Here is a 17,003-nt window from a genome sequence, read left to right as displayed (position 1 = left end):
CCGGCGTGGGGCGTGGGGGCTGGGTCGGCGTGGTGGTGGTTGGTGTGGGTGTTGGTGGTCATCGTCTTTGCCTCTCTGTGCCGCTTTCGTTGCCTCCAACTTATACCCCCAGGGGGTATGCGGTAAAGAGTGGGAGGCGTGTGAGGTGAGTCACTGGAAGTTCAGGCCAGTTTGTCGAGGACGGCGGCCAGTTCGGCGGAGTGGAGGGCGAGGTCCACGTGGCCGGTCGGGAGGGTGTGGACGTCGAAGGGGTTGTCGGGGGTGAGGCGGTCGGCGTCGGTGATCATCTTGGTGACCAAGGCGGAGGAGAGGACCTTGTCGCGGGTGAGGCGGATGTAGCTGCGGGGGATGCGGCCCCAGGTTTCGGCGTCGACGCGGGCGTCGGCGAATTGGGTATGGGCGCTGTCCTCGGGCTGCATCGTGTAGTTGATCAAGGTGAGGGCCTGTTCCGGGGTGGCGTCGGGCATGTTGATCCGCCGGAAGTCCTCGATGGCTGTGGGATCGGCCGAGCGCAGGTTGAAGCGGATGATGCCGGGCGGCACGGCCTCCAGCCCGAGGAACAGTGAATGGTCCGGGTTCGCGGCCGGGATACCCTGAGTAGCTTCGGGAGTCGTGGCCAGGGCCATGGCGCTGGGCGCCTCCGGTGTCGATGGACAGAACGCGGAGACGTAGACGAGTCGCTGAACAGCATCCGGAATCGCATTGGCCACCAGGCCGATGGTGATGCCGCCCAGGCTGTGCCCGACCAGCACGACGGGCCCGTACCGCCGCACCTGCCGCACCACATCGATCACGTGGCCGACATTGTCCGCCACGGTGGTCCCGGCCATCGGCGATTCACCAGCGGTGAAGGACGGGAGATCCTGCGGCGCCTGGTACGACAGCGGTATCCGGGCATCGAGCCCGTGCCCAGGCAGATCGACCGCTAGGCTCCGGTGCCCGAGCAATGCCAGCTCCCGGACCAGCGGCATCCAGAAGAAGCTGTTACTCGCGAGGCCGTGTACGAAGACGAATGTCGGAGTGGCGGTAGATGTTTCGGAACTCTGGCGTGCGCTGTCGGTCAAGACTTCCCCCAAGGAGCGATTCGATGCTCCGGGAATTACCCAGCTGGTCCCGGCGCCAACCCCTATCCGCCGTCGACTGTCTGCCGTCGATGGCCCCACGCGACGGTCAGCCGACTCGGGGCCGGGCTCCGACCGGCATAATCGTGCAATCGGCGTCGCAGACGACGGAATACTGACTGCGACGGCATCGATTGCACGAATACGCCAGTGTCCCGTCCTCCAACGCGCCGGACTTCGGACCTCGGGCCGCAGTCCGCAGACTGATGCCGCTGGCCGCTGGCAGGCGCCGCTGGCCGCTGGTTGGTGGTCAGTCCTCGTCTGCCGTCGAGGGCCTCCCGCGATGGTCAGCCGACTCGGGGCCGGGCTCCGACTGGCGTATTCGTGCAATCGGCGTCGTCGACGACGGAATACTGACTGCGACGGCATCGATTGCACGAATACGCCAGTGTCCCGTCTTGCAACGCGCCGGGCATCGGGCCGCGGTCCGCTGGCGGGAGCCGGTGGCGTTGGCCGCTGGGGCAAGTGCCGCTGGCTGCTGGCTGCTGGCTGGTGCTGCTGGCGCTGGCCCTGGGGAGGGTGCTGCCGGCTGGTGCTGCTGGCGCTGGGCGCTGGCCGCTGGCAGGTGCTGCTTGCCGCCCGCTGGTGCCGCTGGCTGCAGGCTGGTGCCGCTGGCCGGTGGGCGTGGCCGAGGGGTTGGTCTGGTGATCGCAGGCCCGTTGGTATCGGGTCGAGTACGGCCTCGAGATACTCGGCACGTTCGGCGGTGGCGACCATGCTCGGGACGGCCCGGGGGGGCGATCTGCGGGGGCGCGATGGATGCCGTGCAGGGCCGGCGGTCAGGCCGAGAGCTCGAGCTCTGCGGTGACGGCACTGTCGTATCTCGCCCAGATCACCTCGGTCAGCGCGGTGTGTGCTCCGATGACCTCGGCATGGGTGATCCCGGGCGCGGCCGCGACCAGCCGGTCGGTGAGCAGTCCGGGCGCCAGGAACCACGGCGCGACCACGATGCGTTCCGCACCACGGGCACGTAACCGATCGACCGCGATCTCGATGCTGGGTTCGACTGTCGCGAAACAGATCTCGGTACGCAGTCCGGTCAGCACCGCCAGCCGGCGCGCGACCGTGGCGGTACGCCGGTTCGCTGCCGCATCGCGCGATCCGACCGCCGCCACGGCTACGCCGAGTGGATTGCCGCTGTGCGCGGCGGTCGAGACCGAGTGACTGGCAGCCGGTGCCGTAAATCGCTGTGCCGCAGGCACGGAGACGGTGGCCGGACCAGCGAACTGGGCTACCGATGTGGCGGCGACGCGATCACCCAGCGCGGCGATCAGCGCCGGATCGGCACCGAGTACATCGGCCTGGGTCAGCCGCAGCCGGGGGTGACGCCGGGCCACCTCGGCCAGCAGCGCGGGCAGATCGACGCGCGCGTGAAAGGCGCTACCCAGCAGCAGGGGAACCACGATCACATCGCTGTGCCCCGAGGCGGCGAGTTCGTCGACGACCTGCTCCACCGAGGGTGCGTTGAGATCGAGGAAGGCCAGCCGGACGGTGAGATCCGGCCGGGTCGCGGCGACGTCGGCGACCACGGCCGCCATCGTCGCCGCCGAGCGTGGGTCACGGCTGCCGTGGGCGACCGCGAGCAACGCGGGCCCGCCACCGCCGCGCGGCACCACAGCGGGGCCGCGCAGCGGGGCGAGCGTGCGAGTCATCAGACCGCGGCACCGACCTCGACCGAGGTCAGTACGTCGCCGACCAGCCCGGCCGCCAGGGTGTTGCCGCCGGCCGGGTCGATCAGCAGGAACGACCCGGTGTGCCGGTTGGTGCGGTAGTCGTCGGCCGGGATCGGCTCGGCCAGACGCAGCGAGACACGGCCGATATCGTTGAGCTCCAACGACTCCGGGCTCTCCTGTGCGGTCAGGGTCTGCTCGTCGAAGCGCTCCACGAGCGCGCCGACGATCGCCTGGGTGGTCTTGGCACCGTGCTTGAGCAGCAGTCGCGCGCCGGGACGCAGCGCCTTGTCGCCGAGCCAGCAGACGGTCGCGTCGAAGGTGTCGATCGCTTCCGGCGCGTCGGCGACCGAGGCGATGATGTCACCGCGCGAGATGTCGACCTCGTCGGCCAGGATCAGTGTCACGCTGCGGCCCACCTGTGCGACAGCGAGTTCGCCGTCGGGGGTGTCGATGCGCTCGACGGTGGTGCGCTTGCCCGAGGGCAGCACCACGATCTCGTCACCGGGGGAGACCGAACCGGCCGCGATCTGACCCGCGTACCCGCGGTAGTCGGGGTACTCGGCGGTGCGCGGACGGATCACGTACTGCACCGGGAAACGCAGGCCGAGGGCGTGCTCGCCGGTCGAATCCGCGTCCACCGGAACCGATTCCAGGTGCTCGATCAGCGACGGGCCATCGTAGTACGGCGTGTTCCCGGACCGGCTGGCGATATTGTCGCCGTGCAGCGCCGACACCGGGATCTCGAGGACGTCGGAGTCGGCCCAGCCCAGCTTCGCGGTGAGGGTGTTGAACTCGGCCGAGATCGCGGCGAACACCTCGGCCGGGTTGTCGACCAGGTCGATCTTGTTCACGGCCAGCACCAGGCGCGGCACACCGAGCAGCGCCAGCACTGCGGCGTGGCGGCGGGTCTGCTCGATGACACCCTTGCGCGCGTCGACGAGCAGGATCACCAGCTGCGCGGTGGACGCACCGGACACGGTGTTGCGGGTGTACTGCACGTGCCCCGGCGTGTCGGCCAGCACGAAAGACCGCTTCGGCGTGGCGAAGTAGCGGTAGGCCACATCGATGGTGATGCCCTGCTCACGCTCGGCGCGCAGGCCGTCGACGAGCAGCGACAGGTCGGGGGTGGACAGACCCTTGTCGACCGAGGCGCGGGTGACGGCGTCGATCTGATCGGCCAGCACGGACTTCGTGTCGTAGAGCAGCCGTCCGACCAGGGTGGACTTGCCATCGTCGACAGAACCGGCGGTGGCCAGGCGAAGGAGGTCGCTCACTGTCGCGCCTCCGTCCGACCAGCGTGGCTGTGCCCATGATCGTCGACAGAACCGGCGGTGGCCAGCCTCAATAGGTCGGACATCAGAAATAACCCTCTCGCTTGCGGTCTTCCATGGCGGCTTCGGACACGCGGTCGTCGCCACGGGTAGCACCGCGTTCGGTCAGTCGGGACGCGGCGACCTCGGCCAGGATGGCGGCGTTGTCGGCGGCGTCGGAGATGATGGCGCCGGTGGTGGAACCGTCGCCGACGGTGCGGTAGCGCACCGAACGGGTCTCGAGCACCTCGGCCTCGGACGGGCCGCCCCAGACGCCGGGGGTCATCCACATGCCGTCGCGCTGATACACCGGGCGCTCGTGGGCGTAGTAGATGCTGGCCAGATCGATGTCCTCGCGGGCGATGTAGCGCCAGATGTCGAGCTCGGTCCAGTTGCTCAGCGGGAACACCCGTACGTGCTCACCCGGAGCGTGCTTGCCGTTGTAGAGGTTCCACAGCTCGGGACGCTGACGCTTCGGGTCCCACTGGCCGAAGGCGTTGCGCAGCGAGAAGATCCGCTCCTTGGCGCGCGAGCGCTCCTCGTCGCGGCGGCCGCCGCCGAAGACCGCGTCGAAACGGTGCTCGGTGATGGCGTCGAGCAGCGGGACGGTCTGCAGCGGGTTGCGGATACCGTCGGGACGCTCGGTCAGGCGGCCGTCGGCCAGGTACTCCTCGACCGAGGCCACATGCAGGCGCAGGCCGTATTTCTCCACCACCTTGTCGCGGAACGCGAGCACCTCGTCGAGGTTGTGCCCGGTGTCGACGTGCAGCAGCGAGAACGGCAGCGGCGCGGGCCAGAAGGCCTTGAGCGCCAGGTGCAGCAGCACCGTGGAGTCCTTGCCGCCGGAGAACAGGATCACCGGCCGCTCGAACTCGCCGGCGACCTCACGGAAGATGTGGATCGCCTCGGACTCCAGCGCCGCGAGGGTGTCGAACTCGGTCAGTCCGAGATCGCGTTCGGTGATGTGGGTACTCACAGGCTCACTCCCAGAGGTGGTGACGGTCATGATTGGTGCAATCCGCATTCGGTCTTGGCCAGGCCGGCCCAGCGGCCGCTGCGCGGATCGGACCCCGGTTCGGGTTTGCGCGTGCACGGCGCGCAGCCGATGGACGGATAACCCTCCTCCACCAGGGGATTGACGAGAATGCCGTTGGCCTCGATGTAGGCCTGCATCTCGTCGTCGGACCACGGTGCGATCGGGTTGATCTTCACCAGGCCGAAGGCTTCGTCGAAGGAGATCAGCGGCGCGTTGGCGCGGGTGGGTGCCTCGACCCGGCGGATGCCGGTGATCCACGCGTTGTAGCCGGCCAGCGACTTCTTCAGCGGGACGACCTTGCGCAGCCGGCAGCATTCGGCGGCGTCACGGGCGAACAGATCCTTGCCGAGCAACTCGTCCTGCTCGGCGACGCTGTGCTCGGGCCGCACGTTGACCACGTGCACGCCGTACACGGCCTCGACCGCGTCGCGGGTGCCGATGGTCTCGGCGAAGTGGTAGCCGGTGTCGAGGAACAGCACGTCGACGCCCGGACGGGTCTGCGCGGCCAGATGGACCAGCACCCCGTCCTGCATGTTCGAGGCGACGATGTAGCCGGTGCCGAAGGTGCGGTCGGTCCAGGCGATCAGGTCGGCGGCCGAGGCGTCGGGACCGAGTTCGGCCGCACCCTGCTCGGCGAGCGCGCGCAGTTCGTCTTCGGACAGTTTCGTCGCGAGATTCGTTGTCACTGTGGGGATCTCCTCATCGCCTATCGGAGGTCGGCCTCGTCGGCGCGCACAGCCCACACCGCGAAACGTTCCCCGGCTTCCCGGTTCTTCACGAAGTTGCGGACGACGCGTTCGATGTAGTCGCCGAGCTCCACGCTGGTGACCTTGTGCTGACGCAGCTTGCGGCCGAATCCGGAATCCAGGCCGAGGCTGCCACCCAGATGAACCTGGAAGCCCTCGACCTGATTCCCGTTGCCGTCGTCGACGAGCTGACCCTTGAAGCCGATGTCGGCGATCTGGGACCGGCCGCAGGAGTTGGGGCAGCCGTTGATGTTGATCGTGATCGGTACGTCCAGCTGCGCGTTGATGTCGGCCAGGCGCTGTTCGAGCTCCGGGGCCAGCACCTGCGAGCGCTTGCGGGTCTCGACGAAGGACAGCTTGCAGAATTCGATGCCCGAGCAGGCGAGCAGGTTACGCCGCCAGACCGACGGACGGGCCTGCAAGCCGAGCGGCTCGAGCTCGTCGATCAGCGCGTCGACCTGGTCGTCGGCGATGTCGAGGACGATCAGCTTCTGGTACGGGGTGAACCGGATGCGGTCCGAGCCGTACTTCTCGGCGGCGTCGGCGACCTTGCTCAGGATGGTGCCCGAGACGCGGCCGGCGATGGGCGAGAAGCCGACGGCGTTGAGACCGTTGCGCAGCTTCTGCACGCCGACGTGGTCGATCGGCTTGGTGGGCTGCTCCGGCGCGGGACCGTCGATCAGTTTGCGCTTCAGGTATTCGTCCTCGAGCACCTGGCGGAACTTCTCGATGCCCCAGTCCTTGATCAGGAACTTCAGGCGGGCCTTGGTGCGCAGGCGGCGGTAGCCGTAGTCGCGGAACAGCGAGACCACGGCCTCCCACACGTCGGGTACCTCGTCGAGCGGCACCCACGCGCCGACCCGCTTGGCCAGCATCGGGTTGGTCGAGAGACCACCGCCGACCCACAGGTCGAGGCCGGGGCCGTGCTCGGGGTGGTGCACGCCGACGAAGGCGACATCGTTGATCTCGTGCACCACGTCCTGCTGGCCCGAGATCGCGGTCTTGAACTTGCGGGGAAGGTTGGAGTACTCCTTCTTCCCGATGTAGCGCTTGACGATCTCCTCGACGGCCGGGGTGGGGTCGATGATCTCGTCGAGCGACTCGCCCGCCAGCGGCGAACCGAGGATGACACGCGGGCAGTCGCCGCAGGCTTCGGTGGTGTGCAGGCCGACCGACTCGAGCCGCCGCCAGATCTCCGGGACATTCTCGACCTCGATCCAGTGGTACTGGACGTTCTCGCGGTCGGACAGGTCGGCGGTGTCGCGGCCGAACTCGGTGGAGATGCCGCCGATGGTGCGCAGCTGGGCGGCATTGAGCGCGCCACCGTCGCAGCGCACCCGCATCATGAAGTACTTGGCTTCGAGGAGGTCGACGTTGTCGTCGTCGGTCCAGGTGCCGTCGTAGCCCTGTTCGCGCTGGGTGTAGAGACCCCACCAGCGGAACCGGCCACGCAGATCGGCCTTGTCGATCGAGTCGAAGCCGCCCTTGGCGTAGATGTTCTCGATGCGTGCGCGCACGTTGAGCGGGTTGTCGTCCTTCTTGGACTGCTCGTTCGGGTTGAGCGGCTCGCGGTAGCCGAGGGCCCACTGGCCTTCGGAGCGGCGGCGGACCGGCTTGCCGGTGCGTTCGCGCGGCGCGACCGGGGCGTCGCCGCGGGGCCGTTCGGGCCGCACGCGGCGTTCGGCTGCCGGGCGCTCGGGGCGGGCCGGCGTCGACTGTTCGGTCGAAGCGGCGTCGGTGCTCGACGTCATGTGGGGTCGCTCCTGCGGGGGTGGGTGTACATCCGTGCTGAAGGCGCGAGGGGCTGGCTCGCGTCAGGTGGTCAGCGGGCCGATGAAAGTCGATGGCACCGGGGGAGACCCGGGCGTGGACGCCGCTGCGCTACCGGTGGAAACCGGGCCGACAACAGGCGCTGCAGACACGCTGGAAGTCGACGTGGCGCCGGGCCACGAGTCGTACTCCAGTTACGTGCATGGGCCTATTGTGCCACGTCAGCCGGGGCGTTCCGACCGCAAGGAGATATTTCCCGCACTTTTGGGGGAAATTCCCTGGACTGCCGACCGGTTCTGTGACGGGGGTCATATCCGGCCCGCCGGATCCGACCGTTGATGCGCTCGAGTATCTCTGTGTGCGGTAGGCCACAGCCGGTTCGCCGGCCGGGCCTCGCGCGAGCACCATGCGACGGGCCGGGCCCCGCGCCGCGCGCACACGATGCGACGGCTGTGTGGTCGGTGCGGGCTGCTTCCTGAGGATGCCGGTGCGGTGCCTCCCTGGATCGGGGACGTTGACGAGCGCCCGTTTCGGTCGGCGCCGGTTCCGTCGAGGCGGGTACCGGCCGTGTCTGGCGGCGAGGGGCCGTGCGTGACGGTTTACCAGGGCCCGGCAGACTGGAGGGGTGACCACCAGCGCTGCTTCCGGGGCTTCCGGCGTGACACCGGCCGATGCCGATCGGCCGGTGTTGCGCGATTTCGGGGGCGGCGCTTTCGGGGTGTACGTGCACGTCCCGTTCTGTGCGACGCGCTGCGGGTACTGCGACTTCAACACCTATACGGCGGGGGAGCTGGGCACCTCGGCGTCGCCGCAGTCGTGGCTCGAGGCATTGCGCGGCGAGCTGGCGACCGCGGCGGGCGAGTTCGCCGCATTGCCGAGCGAGACGCCCGCGGTGTCGACCGTCTTCGTCGGCGGCGGGACGCCGTCGCTGCTCGGCGGCGACGGGTTGGCCTCGGTCCTCGACGCGGTGCGCGCGAACTTCACCCTCGCGCCCGGTGCCGAGGTGACCACCGAATCCAATCCCGAATCCACCTCGCCCGGATTCTTCGAGCGCATCCGGTCCGCCGGATACACCCGGGTGTCGCTGGGCATGCAATCCGCGGCGCAGCATGTACTGAAGGTGCTCGATCGCACCCACACCCCAGGGCGTGCGGTCGCCGCCGCGAAGGAAGCCAGGGCGGCCGGGTTCGAGCACGTCAACTTGGACCTCATCTACGGCACCCCCGGCGAGACCGATGCCGATCTCGACGCGAGCCTCGATGCCGTGCTGGCTGCCGGTGTCGACCATGTCTCCGCCTATTCCCTGATCGTCGAGGACGGCACCGCGCTGGCGCGCAAGGTCCGGCGCGGTGAGCTGCCCGCGCCGGACGAGGACGTCCTCGCCGCGCGCTACGAACGCATCGACGCCCGCCTGGCCGACGCCGGGCTGTCCTGGTACGAGGTCTCCAATTGGGCGGCCGACGATGCCGCCCGGTGCCGCCACAACCTCGGCTACTGGGACGGTGGCGACTGGCTCGGGGCCGGTCCCGGTGCGCACAGCCACGTCGGCGGGGTCCGCTGGTGGAACATCAAGCACCCCGCCCGCTACGCCGACCGGGTCGGCCTCGGCGGACTGCCGGCCGCCGGCTGGGAGGCGCTCACCGACGACGAGCGCTACACCGAACACCTCATGCTCACTGTCCGTCTCCGCACCGGACTGCCGCTGGCCACTCTTGCGCCGACAGCCCACCGCGCGCTCGACCGCATCCTCGCCGACGGCCTCGCCGAGATCACAGGCGATCGTCTGGTCCTCACCGATCGCGGTCGCCTGCTCGCCGACGGTGTGGTCCGCGATCTGCTGATCTGACCCGCGAAAATCGTCGCCGAGCTCGACGACGCCGAACTGGACGCGGTATCGGCGTACCCCTGGTCCGCCGATGCGGGGTTGACGGTCGCTCATCTGATCTCCGGGGTCGATGCCGAACTGATGAAGAACGTGGCCGAGATCGGTCAGCTGCGACTGCTGCGGGCGGCGCGGACCCAGGTCGCTTGACACTGATTCGTGACCGAAATTCCGGGGTCGGCGAGTGGCCTGGGCGACATCGATGATCGCCCGGTCAGCGCTATGAGCAGACGTGATGCACACCTCACCGGAGGTGCTGCGCACCGGGGTCGCCGAGCGCGGAGATCGATGGGTTCGGGGCCGAAGATAACGATTGAGGGCGTAGGCTTCGGGTCGATCCTAGGGAGCTAAATGTCCACCGAACGGCACATCACCCTCGTCCATGAGCAGAGCGAATTCGCTGAAGCGCGCTCTGCCGAGAAGGCGGAGAACGCCCGTCAATGCGCGGTCGCCGCGCGGACGGTCGCGTCGCACTCGAACGACGCCGAAGATTGCGTATCGCTATTGGCGATGCTCGGCCTCGATGCCCTCGCGGGCAAGCAGGTCGGCGCTGCCTCCTCGGCTGCCCGGAGCTGACTCCGCCGCGACCGCCCACACCGGGTGGCCGCTGTTCGACCCATCGACTCACCGGCACGGCAGCCGGTCCCGAGTCGAGGCCGCCTGCTGCTCGTCGGCAGCGGCCTCCCCGCCGATCACCCCACCGGCCACAGCCGGTCGCGCGGTGCCGAGCAGTTCCGCGGTATTCGCCTGGGTGATCAGATATTCCGGCAACCGGTGCTCCTCTTCGGCACCCGGCGAGAACGGCGTGCACGGCGCTACCGGGCAGTGGAAATGGCGATCAGCCGGGCGTGCCGATCCCGGTCGCGCCGAATTCTCCGCACCGCTCACCGGGCCCGCCGAGCCGGGGCCGTTGTGACCGGTACCCGGCTGCACCGGTGCGAACTGGCCGGGCAGGTCGTACCGGGATCCGACCACGGACCGGGTCCCGGCACCCGATGACGTGCCCGCCGACCCGATGCCATCGGGCGACGGGTGCCCATTCCGGCCGTGAACCGCATCGTTCACGATCGGCCCGACGGCCGGTGACAACGTCGGCGAGGGTGCAGGTGCTGACCAGACAGGCATGCCGATGCCGCTCGCAGACGGTGCGCCGGATGCCGTCGACCACATCCCCGGCGAACTACCGGGCGAAGACGTCGCCGTGGCAGACACCGAGGTTGTCGCGGCCTCCTCGATGGGCACCATCAGGTCACCGTCACCGGCAGACGTCGCGCGATTCTCGTTACCGGTAGACATCGCGTTGTCCTCGCTGTCGGCGGATACCACGCTGTCCTCTCGGCTGGTTGACGTCGTGCTGTCCTCGCGGTCGGCGGATATCGCGTTGGTCTCGCTGTCGGTCGCTGTCGCGTTGGTCTCGCTGTCGGTCGACGTCACGTCACTCCCGCTGCCGACTGTCGATACCGGCTTGTCCGCGCTGTCGGAGTCGGCCGTACCTGCGCTGTCGCTATCGCTGGTGTCAGAATCGGTCGCTACGCGCATGCTTTTCCCGCTGTTGGCGTCGTCGCCCGGGGGCGTGCTCCCGTCGCCGTCGCCGTCGCCGTCGCCGTCGCCGTCGCCGTCGCCGTCGCTGCCGGTGTCTCCGTCGGCGGTCGTGCTCGTGGTGGTGAGGTCTGGCTTGTCCGGCGCAAACATTTCATTGCTCTCTGCTGACAGCACCGATTGCTCCGCGCCTCGTGCCCCGCACCCGGCCTCCACGCCCGGAGCTGACTGCATCGCCGTATCTACGCGAGTGCCCGCGATCGACGCGGCGTCCAGTGTGGCCGCATCGTGTCCCATCCCGACCTCTTCCCGCGAACCGTCGGACCCGGGAATCAACCGTGGATCACCGGGCTCGCCCGCACCCAGATCAGGAACATCTGGACCGCCTGTCGGAATCGGCATGGGCAACAGTGGGATCCGTTCGAACAGTTCGCCGAACGGCACCACATATCGTTCGTGCATGGCCGTACGGGCCTCCGTCAGTGCTGTCGAGGCTGTCCGACCGGCTTCCGGCCGCCCCGCCGACCAGGCCGGCTCGTCGGCCTCCGGAACCACCGCCGGAATCGCGTATTTCGTCGACACGATCGCGTCCGCGGCTGCTCGCACGACAGCGGGTATCTCGTCCAGCGCCGCCGTCAGTTCGCGAGCGCGGGCCACGTAGTTCCCGATCGCGGTCGCCGCGGCGGCGCTTCCGATACCTGTCCATGCCGACGTCAGCGCGGCGCCCACTGTGCGCTCGAAAGCCGACAATCCGTCAGCCCAGTAGCGTGCGATGAGCGCGAACTTGTCCGCCTGTGCGACCGCGTCGGTCACGTCGAGTGCGAGGAACGTCGCACTGATCTCGCGATGACGCCACTGCTGCGCATTCTCCCCGCCACCCGGAATGTCGGGCTGCTCACCGCCGTTCATCGGCCGGCCTCGGCGGGTGTCGAACCATGCTGTCCGACAGGCATTTCCGCGCTACGGAGGTGCTCGGCCCACTCCTCGTCGGCGAGCACGAGCCGCGCCCGCGCGATCCGATGCGCCTGCTGGATCTCCCCGACGACCCGCGCGTGTGCGTCCAGGACGGCGCCGACACTGTGGCCGGGACCATCCGCCGTGGCCCGCAATCGCGCCACCAGCACGGGCCCGGAGATCAACCGGGCCGAGTCCTCGCCCAATCCCCACCGAACTTGCGCGCCGATGTCCGCGGCGAGCGCTCTGACCTGCGCGATCACCCGCAGGAATTCCGTACACGCACGGTCGATTCCGGCGAACTCCGCCGGTCGCACCGTCACCCGAGCCGAGCTGATGCCCTGATTCATCACAGATCCCCCGTCGACACTCGAAAACCGCTGGCAAACCCCCTGATCGAGTCCGAAAGTACGCGCGAGCGAATCCCGGCCACAAGACCCGATCGCGTGCCTGTGGACAACTCGGGGCTGTGGAGAACTTCTGACGGTGTAGGAAACCGCCACGACCGGTCACCGGCGTCCGCGGGCGATCCGCGCCGGGACAATTAGACTGGACAACGAGACGCTCCGAGCGTCCGCGTGCGAGTCTGTGCGGCGAACACAGCGGGCATACGGGCGAATGACGTACCCGGCACGAGCGAGGAGGTGGGGTCGATGGCGTCGAGCACCGAGGATCGACGTTTCGAGGTCCTGCGAGCGATCGTCGCGGATTACGTCGCCACCAAGGAACCGATCGGCTCCAAATCGCTCGTGGAACGCCACCACCTGGGCGTTTCCAGCGCCACCATCCGCAACGACATGGCGGTCCTGGAGGCCGAGGGCTACATCACCCAGCCGCACACGAGCTCGGGCCGCATCCCCACCGACAAGGGCTACCGCGAGTTCGTCGACCGGATCGCCGAGGTCAAGCCGCTCTCCGGCGCCGAGCGTCGCGCGATCATGGAATTCCTCGAATCCGGCGTCGACCTGGATGACGTCCTGCGCCGCGGGGTGCGGCTGCTGGCCCAGCTGACCAGGCAGGTCGCCGTCGTGCAGTACCCGACGGTGTCGGCGTCGACGGTGCGCCACATCGAGGTCGTCGCGCTGAACCCGGCGCGCTTGCTGCTGGTGGTGATCACCGACACCGGCCGGGTCGACCAGCGCATCGTCGACCTGGGTGCGGTCATCTCCGACGACGACCTGGCCGCCGTGCGCGGGCTGCTCGGCGGTGCCATGGACGGCAAGCTGCTCTCGGTGGCCAGCGCCTCGGTGGCCGGGCTGCCCGAACGCGCGCCGGCCAAGATCCGTGATGTGCTGGTCCGCGTCTCGACGGTGCTGGTGGAGACGCTGGTCGAGCACCCGGAGGAGCGCCTGGTGCTCGGTGGCACCGCCAATCTCACCCGCAATGTGGCCGACTTCGGTTTCCCCGGCTCGCTGCGCACTGTGCTCGAGGCGCTCGAGGAGCAGGTCATCGTGCTCAAGCTGCTGGCCGCCGCGCAGCAGCCGGGCCAGGTGATGGTGCAGATCGGCGAGGAGACCAAGGTCGAGGAGATGCGCGGCACCTCGGTGGTCTCCACCGGCTACGGCGCGGCGGGCGCGGTGCTCGGCGGGATGGGTGTGCTCGGCCCGACCAGGATGGACTATCCGGGCACCATGGCCTCGGTGGCGACGGTGGCCCGCTACATCGGCGAGGTCCTCGCCGAAAGGTGACCGCGGTCCGGGAACCGCGCCACCCGCACTGTTAAGGTCGGTACTTCGGCCGGTAAAGTTGAGTGGATTCGACTAAAGGGGCGCGCCGCGCCCGGCTGGACCACAGCGACCAAGGACTAGAGAACTCAAGTGGCACGGGATTACTACGGACTGCTCGGCGTCGGCAAGAACGCCACCGACCAGGAGCTCAAGCGCGCCTACCGCAAACTGGCCCGCGAACTGCACCCCGACGTGAACCCGGACGAGGCCGCCCAGGCCAAGTTCAAGGAAGTCTCCACCGCCTACGAGGTGCTGACCGACCCGGAGAAGCGCCGGATCGTCGACCTCGGCGGCGACCCGCTCGAAAACGGCGGCGGCGGAGCCGGATTCAGCGGCGCGGGCTTCGGCGGTCTCGGCGACGTCTTCGAGGCGTTCTTCGGCGGCATGAGCGGCCAGGGCGGTGGGGCGCGCAAGCCGCGCGGCCGCGTGCAGCCCGGCGCCGATTCGCTGATCCGCACCCGGCTGAGCCTGGCCGAATGCGCCGTCGGCGTCACCAAGCACCTCACCGTCGACACCGCCATCCTCTGCGACATCTGTCAGGGCGCGGGCACCAACGGCAACTCCAAGCCGGTGCGCTGCGAGACCTGTGACGGCGCGGGCGAGGTGCAGTCGGTACAGCGCTCCTTCCTCGGCCAGGTGCTCACCTCGCGCCCCTGCCCGACCTGCCGCGGCGCGGGCGAGACCATCCCCGATCCTTGCCACAAGTGCGGTGGCGACGGCCGCGTACGCGCGCGCCGCGAGATCGCCGCGCCGATCCCGGCCGGTGTCGCCAACGGCATGCGGGTGCGGCTGGCCGCGCAGGGCGAGGTCGGCCCCGGTGGCGGCCACGCCGGTGACCTCTACGTCGAGGTCGTCGAGCAGCCGCACGACACCTTCGTCCGCGACGGCGACGACCTGCACTGCACCGTCCGGGTGCCGATGGTCGACGCCGTCCTGGGCACCACCGTGGTCGTCGACACCATCCTCGACGGCCCGACCGAGCTCACCATCGCCCCGGGCACCCAGCCCGGCGAGGTCCTCCAGCTGCGCGCGCACGGTATGCCCCGGCTGCGTTCGGGCGCGCGCGGCGACCTGCTGGCCCACCTCGACATCGTCGTGCCGACCAAGCTGGACGGCAAGCAGACCGAGCTGCTGCGCAAGCTCAAGGGCCTGCGCGAGAAGGACCGCGCCGAGGTGATGTCCTCGCAGTCCGAGCACAACAGCGGCCTGTTCGCCCGGCTGCGCGCCTCCTTCAGCGGACGCTGACCCGGTGGCCGCGACGGTCTTCTACCTCGACGAGGTACCCGAACCCGGCGCCGTCGCGGTTCTGGACGGGCCGGAGGGCCGGCACGCGGCGACCGTGCGCCGGATCCGGGTCGGCGAGCCGATCACCCTGTCCGACGGACGCGGTGTGCTCGCCGAATCAGAGGTCGTCGCGGCCCAGAAGGACCGGCTGGAACTGGCGGTTCACGATCGACGCCTCGCCGCGCCGGTCACCCCGCAGGTGACCGTGGTGCAGGCGCTGCCCAAGTCGGATCGTTCCGAGCTGGCCGTCGAACTGATGACCGAGGCGGGCGCCGATCTGATCGTCCCGTGGCAGGCCGCGCGCTGCGTCGCGAACTGGGAAGCCAAGGCCGCCAAAGGCATCGAGAAGTGGCGTGCCGCGGCCAGGTCGGCAGCGCGGCAGTCGCGCCGCGCCTACATCCCCGATATCGCCGGCCTGCACCGCACCCGCGACCTGGTCGAGCTGGTGCGCGCAGCCACCGCGGACGGCGCCGTGGTGGCGGCCCTGCACGAATCCGGGGCGGGCAAGTTCACCGAGTTGCCGCTGGCGCAGGCACGCGAAGTGGTGCTGATCGTCGGCCCCGAAGGCGGCCTCGACGACACCGAACTGGCCGCGCTGGCCGCGGCGGGCGCCGAGATCGTGCTGCTCGGCCCGACCGTGCTGCGCACTTCGACCGCGGCGGCGGTGGCCCTCGGCGCGCTCGGCGCGCTCACCGCGCGCTGGTAGCCGCGATGTGACCGGACGATCGCGGTGGGGCGATCCCGCCGTTATATCGCTGGGCGGTGTCGGTGGGGCGCGTTAAACTGAGCTCATCGAACACACAGTCGAGACCGGAAGCAGGCTATAGCCACTTTTGAAGAAAACAGGCGAGATCGGCGACCCCACCAACCCCGTATCAGGCATCGGCGCAGGCGGAAACAACGCGGGTCCCGCGGCGCGAACAGTGCGTTCCAGCATCGAACTCGCCCCGGAGTCTGTTTTCCCGTTCCTCGGCTCGGCCGACCAGAATCTGCGTCAGCTGGAAAAGCTCCTCCCGGCCGACATCCACGTCCGCGGCAACACCGTCACCATCACCGGTAAGGCAGGCGACGTGGCGCTGGCCGAGCGGGTCATCGAGCAGCTCGTCGCGCTGACCGGCCGCAATCGGGTGATCACCCCCGAAGCGGTCCGGCACACCGTGTCCATGCTCACCGAGGGCGTGTCCGAATCGCCCGCGGAGGTACTGAGCCTGGACATCCTGTCGCGGCGCGGCAAGACCATCCGGCCCAAGACGCTGAACCAGAAGCGCTATGTCGACGCGATCGACGCCAACACCATCGTGTTCGGCATCGGCCCCGCAGGCACCGGCAAGACCTACCTGGCCATGGCCAAGGCGGTGCAGGCCCTGCAGTCCAAGCAGGTCACCCGCATCATCCTGACCCGGCCCGCGGTCGAGGCAGGCGAGCGTCTCGGGTTCCTGCCGGGCACGCTCAACGACAAGATCGACCCGTACCTGCGGCCGCTCTACGACGCACTGCACGACATGATGGACCCGGAAGCCATCCCCAAGCTGCTGGCCTCCGGTGTCATCGAGGTCGCGCCGCTGGCGTACATGCGTGGCCGCAGCCTCAACGATTCGTTCATCATTCTCGACGAGGCGCAGAACACCACCGCCGAGCAGATGAAGATGTTCCTGACCCGCCTGGGCTTCGGCTCGAAGATGGTGGTCACCGGTGACATCTCGCAGGTCGACCTGCCCAACGGGCAGCGTTCGGGTCTGCGGGCAGCCGCGGAGATCCTCACCGACATCGACGACATCCACTTCTCGGAGCTCACCAGCGCCGATGTGGTGCGCCACCGGCTGGTCTCCGACATCGTCGACGCCTACGACCGGTTCGAATCCGACACCCGCGCGGTGCCGGGTCCGCACTATCCGGGCAACCGGGCCCAGCGCCGCGCGGCCGGTCGCACCAACCGGGGATAACGGACGCCACGCTGGCCC

The 17,003-nt window shown here is 69.1% G+C and carries 14 protein-coding genes; 6 read left to right on the top strand and 8 right to left on the bottom strand.

The genetic code is table 11. The features are described 5' to 3' along the window. Nucleotides 1-161: 161 nt before the first annotated feature. The 6 genes from ACFXK0_RS23025 to ACFXK0_RS23000 form a co-directional block, all read right to left on the bottom strand. The gene (locus tag ACFXK0_RS23025; protein ID WP_379412820.1) at nt 162-1,490 is read right to left on the bottom strand and encodes an alpha/beta hydrolase; all 1,329 of its coding nucleotides are present in this window, start codon (nt 1,488-1,490) and stop codon (nt 162-164) included. Between the two features lie 410 nt (nt 1,491-1,900). After that, nucleotides 1,901-2,773, bottom strand: coding sequence for a sirohydrochlorin chelatase (locus tag ACFXK0_RS23020; protein WP_379412736.1), 873 nt, complete (start codon nt 2,771-2,773; stop codon nt 1,901-1,903). Next, entirely contained in the window at nt 2,773-4,068 is a 1,296-nt protein-coding gene (locus ACFXK0_RS23015; protein WP_379412735.1) for a sulfate adenylyltransferase subunit 1, read from the bottom strand. Before ACFXK0_RS23015 ends, ACFXK0_RS23020 begins: the two co-directional genes overlap by 1 nt. An 82-nt stretch (nt 4,069-4,150) precedes the next feature. Then, nucleotides 4,151-5,110 carry a sulfate adenylyltransferase subunit CysD gene (gene cysD, locus ACFXK0_RS23010; RefSeq protein WP_379412733.1) on the bottom strand — a complete coding sequence of 320 codons (960 nt, stop codon included), beginning with the start codon at nt 5,108-5,110 and terminating at the stop codon, nt 4,151-4,153. Next, the gene (locus tag ACFXK0_RS23005; protein ID WP_379412732.1) at nt 5,107-5,826 is read right to left on the bottom strand and encodes a phosphoadenylyl-sulfate reductase; all 720 of its coding nucleotides are present in this window, start codon (nt 5,824-5,826) and stop codon (nt 5,107-5,109) included. Before ACFXK0_RS23005 ends, cysD begins: the two co-directional genes overlap by 4 nt. A 20-nt stretch (nt 5,827-5,846) precedes the next feature. Further along, nucleotides 5,847-7,637 (bottom strand): nitrite/sulfite reductase, encoded by a 1,791-nt coding sequence (locus ACFXK0_RS23000; protein ID WP_379412731.1) that lies wholly within the window; start codon nt 7,635-7,637, stop codon nt 5,847-5,849. A 677-nt stretch (nt 7,638-8,314) separates the two neighbouring features. Here ACFXK0_RS23000 and hemW point away from each other — a divergent pair. Continuing rightward, complete coding sequence (hemW, locus tag ACFXK0_RS22995) at nt 8,315-9,502, top strand: radical SAM family heme chaperone HemW (protein ID WP_379412819.1); 1,188 nt, start codon at nt 8,315-8,317, stop codon at nt 9,500-9,502. Between the two features lie 387 nt (nt 9,503-9,889). Beyond that, nucleotides 9,890-10,114, top strand: a complete 225-nt coding sequence (locus ACFXK0_RS22990; protein ID WP_189033064.1) for a hypothetical protein — start codon at nt 9,890-9,892, stop codon at nt 10,112-10,114. A gap of 48 nt (nt 10,115-10,162) precedes the next feature. Here ACFXK0_RS22990 and ACFXK0_RS22985 read toward each other — a convergent pair whose 3' ends face one another. Together ACFXK0_RS22985 and ACFXK0_RS22980 are read right to left on the bottom strand one after the other, a co-directional pair. After that, entirely contained in the window at nt 10,163-11,986 is a 1,824-nt protein-coding gene (locus tag ACFXK0_RS22985) for a hypothetical protein (RefSeq protein ID WP_379412730.1), read from the bottom strand. Continuing rightward, complete coding sequence (locus ACFXK0_RS22980; RefSeq protein WP_379412729.1) at nt 11,983-12,381, bottom strand: hypothetical protein; 399 nt, start codon at nt 12,379-12,381, stop codon at nt 11,983-11,985. Before ACFXK0_RS22980 ends, ACFXK0_RS22985 begins: the two co-directional genes overlap by 4 nt. A gap of 303 nt (nt 12,382-12,684) precedes the next feature. Here ACFXK0_RS22980 and hrcA point away from each other — a divergent pair, with 303 nt between their 5' ends. From hrcA to ACFXK0_RS22960, 4 genes are all read left to right on the top strand, one after another. Then, entirely contained in the window at nt 12,685-13,719 is a 1,035-nt protein-coding gene (gene hrcA, locus ACFXK0_RS22975) for a heat-inducible transcriptional repressor HrcA (protein WP_278262769.1), read from the top strand. 129 nt (nt 13,720-13,848) lie between these two features. Continuing rightward, complete coding sequence (gene dnaJ, locus ACFXK0_RS22970) at nt 13,849-15,003, top strand: molecular chaperone DnaJ (RefSeq protein ID WP_379412727.1); 1,155 nt, start codon at nt 13,849-13,851, stop codon at nt 15,001-15,003. Nucleotides 15,004-15,007: 4 nt separating this feature from the next. Beyond that, the gene (locus tag ACFXK0_RS22965) at nt 15,008-15,748 is read left to right on the top strand and encodes a 16S rRNA (uracil(1498)-N(3))-methyltransferase (protein WP_379412726.1); all 741 of its coding nucleotides are present in this window, start codon (nt 15,008-15,010) and stop codon (nt 15,746-15,748) included. Between the two features lie 175 nt (nt 15,749-15,923). Then, nucleotides 15,924-16,985 carry a PhoH family protein gene (locus tag ACFXK0_RS22960; RefSeq protein WP_379412818.1) on the top strand — a complete coding sequence of 354 codons (1,062 nt, stop codon included), beginning with the start codon at nt 15,924-15,926 and terminating at the stop codon, nt 16,983-16,985. Nucleotides 16,986-17,003 lie beyond the last annotated feature (18 nt).

Origin of the sequence: Nocardia sp. NPDC059177, assembly GCF_042755165.1 — a bacterium.
Lineage (GTDB): Bacteria > Actinomycetota > Actinomycetes > Mycobacteriales > Mycobacteriaceae > Nocardia.
The sequence above is the reverse complement of the archived record's forward strand: the minus strand, read 5'-3'. Positions and strand labels throughout refer to the sequence as shown.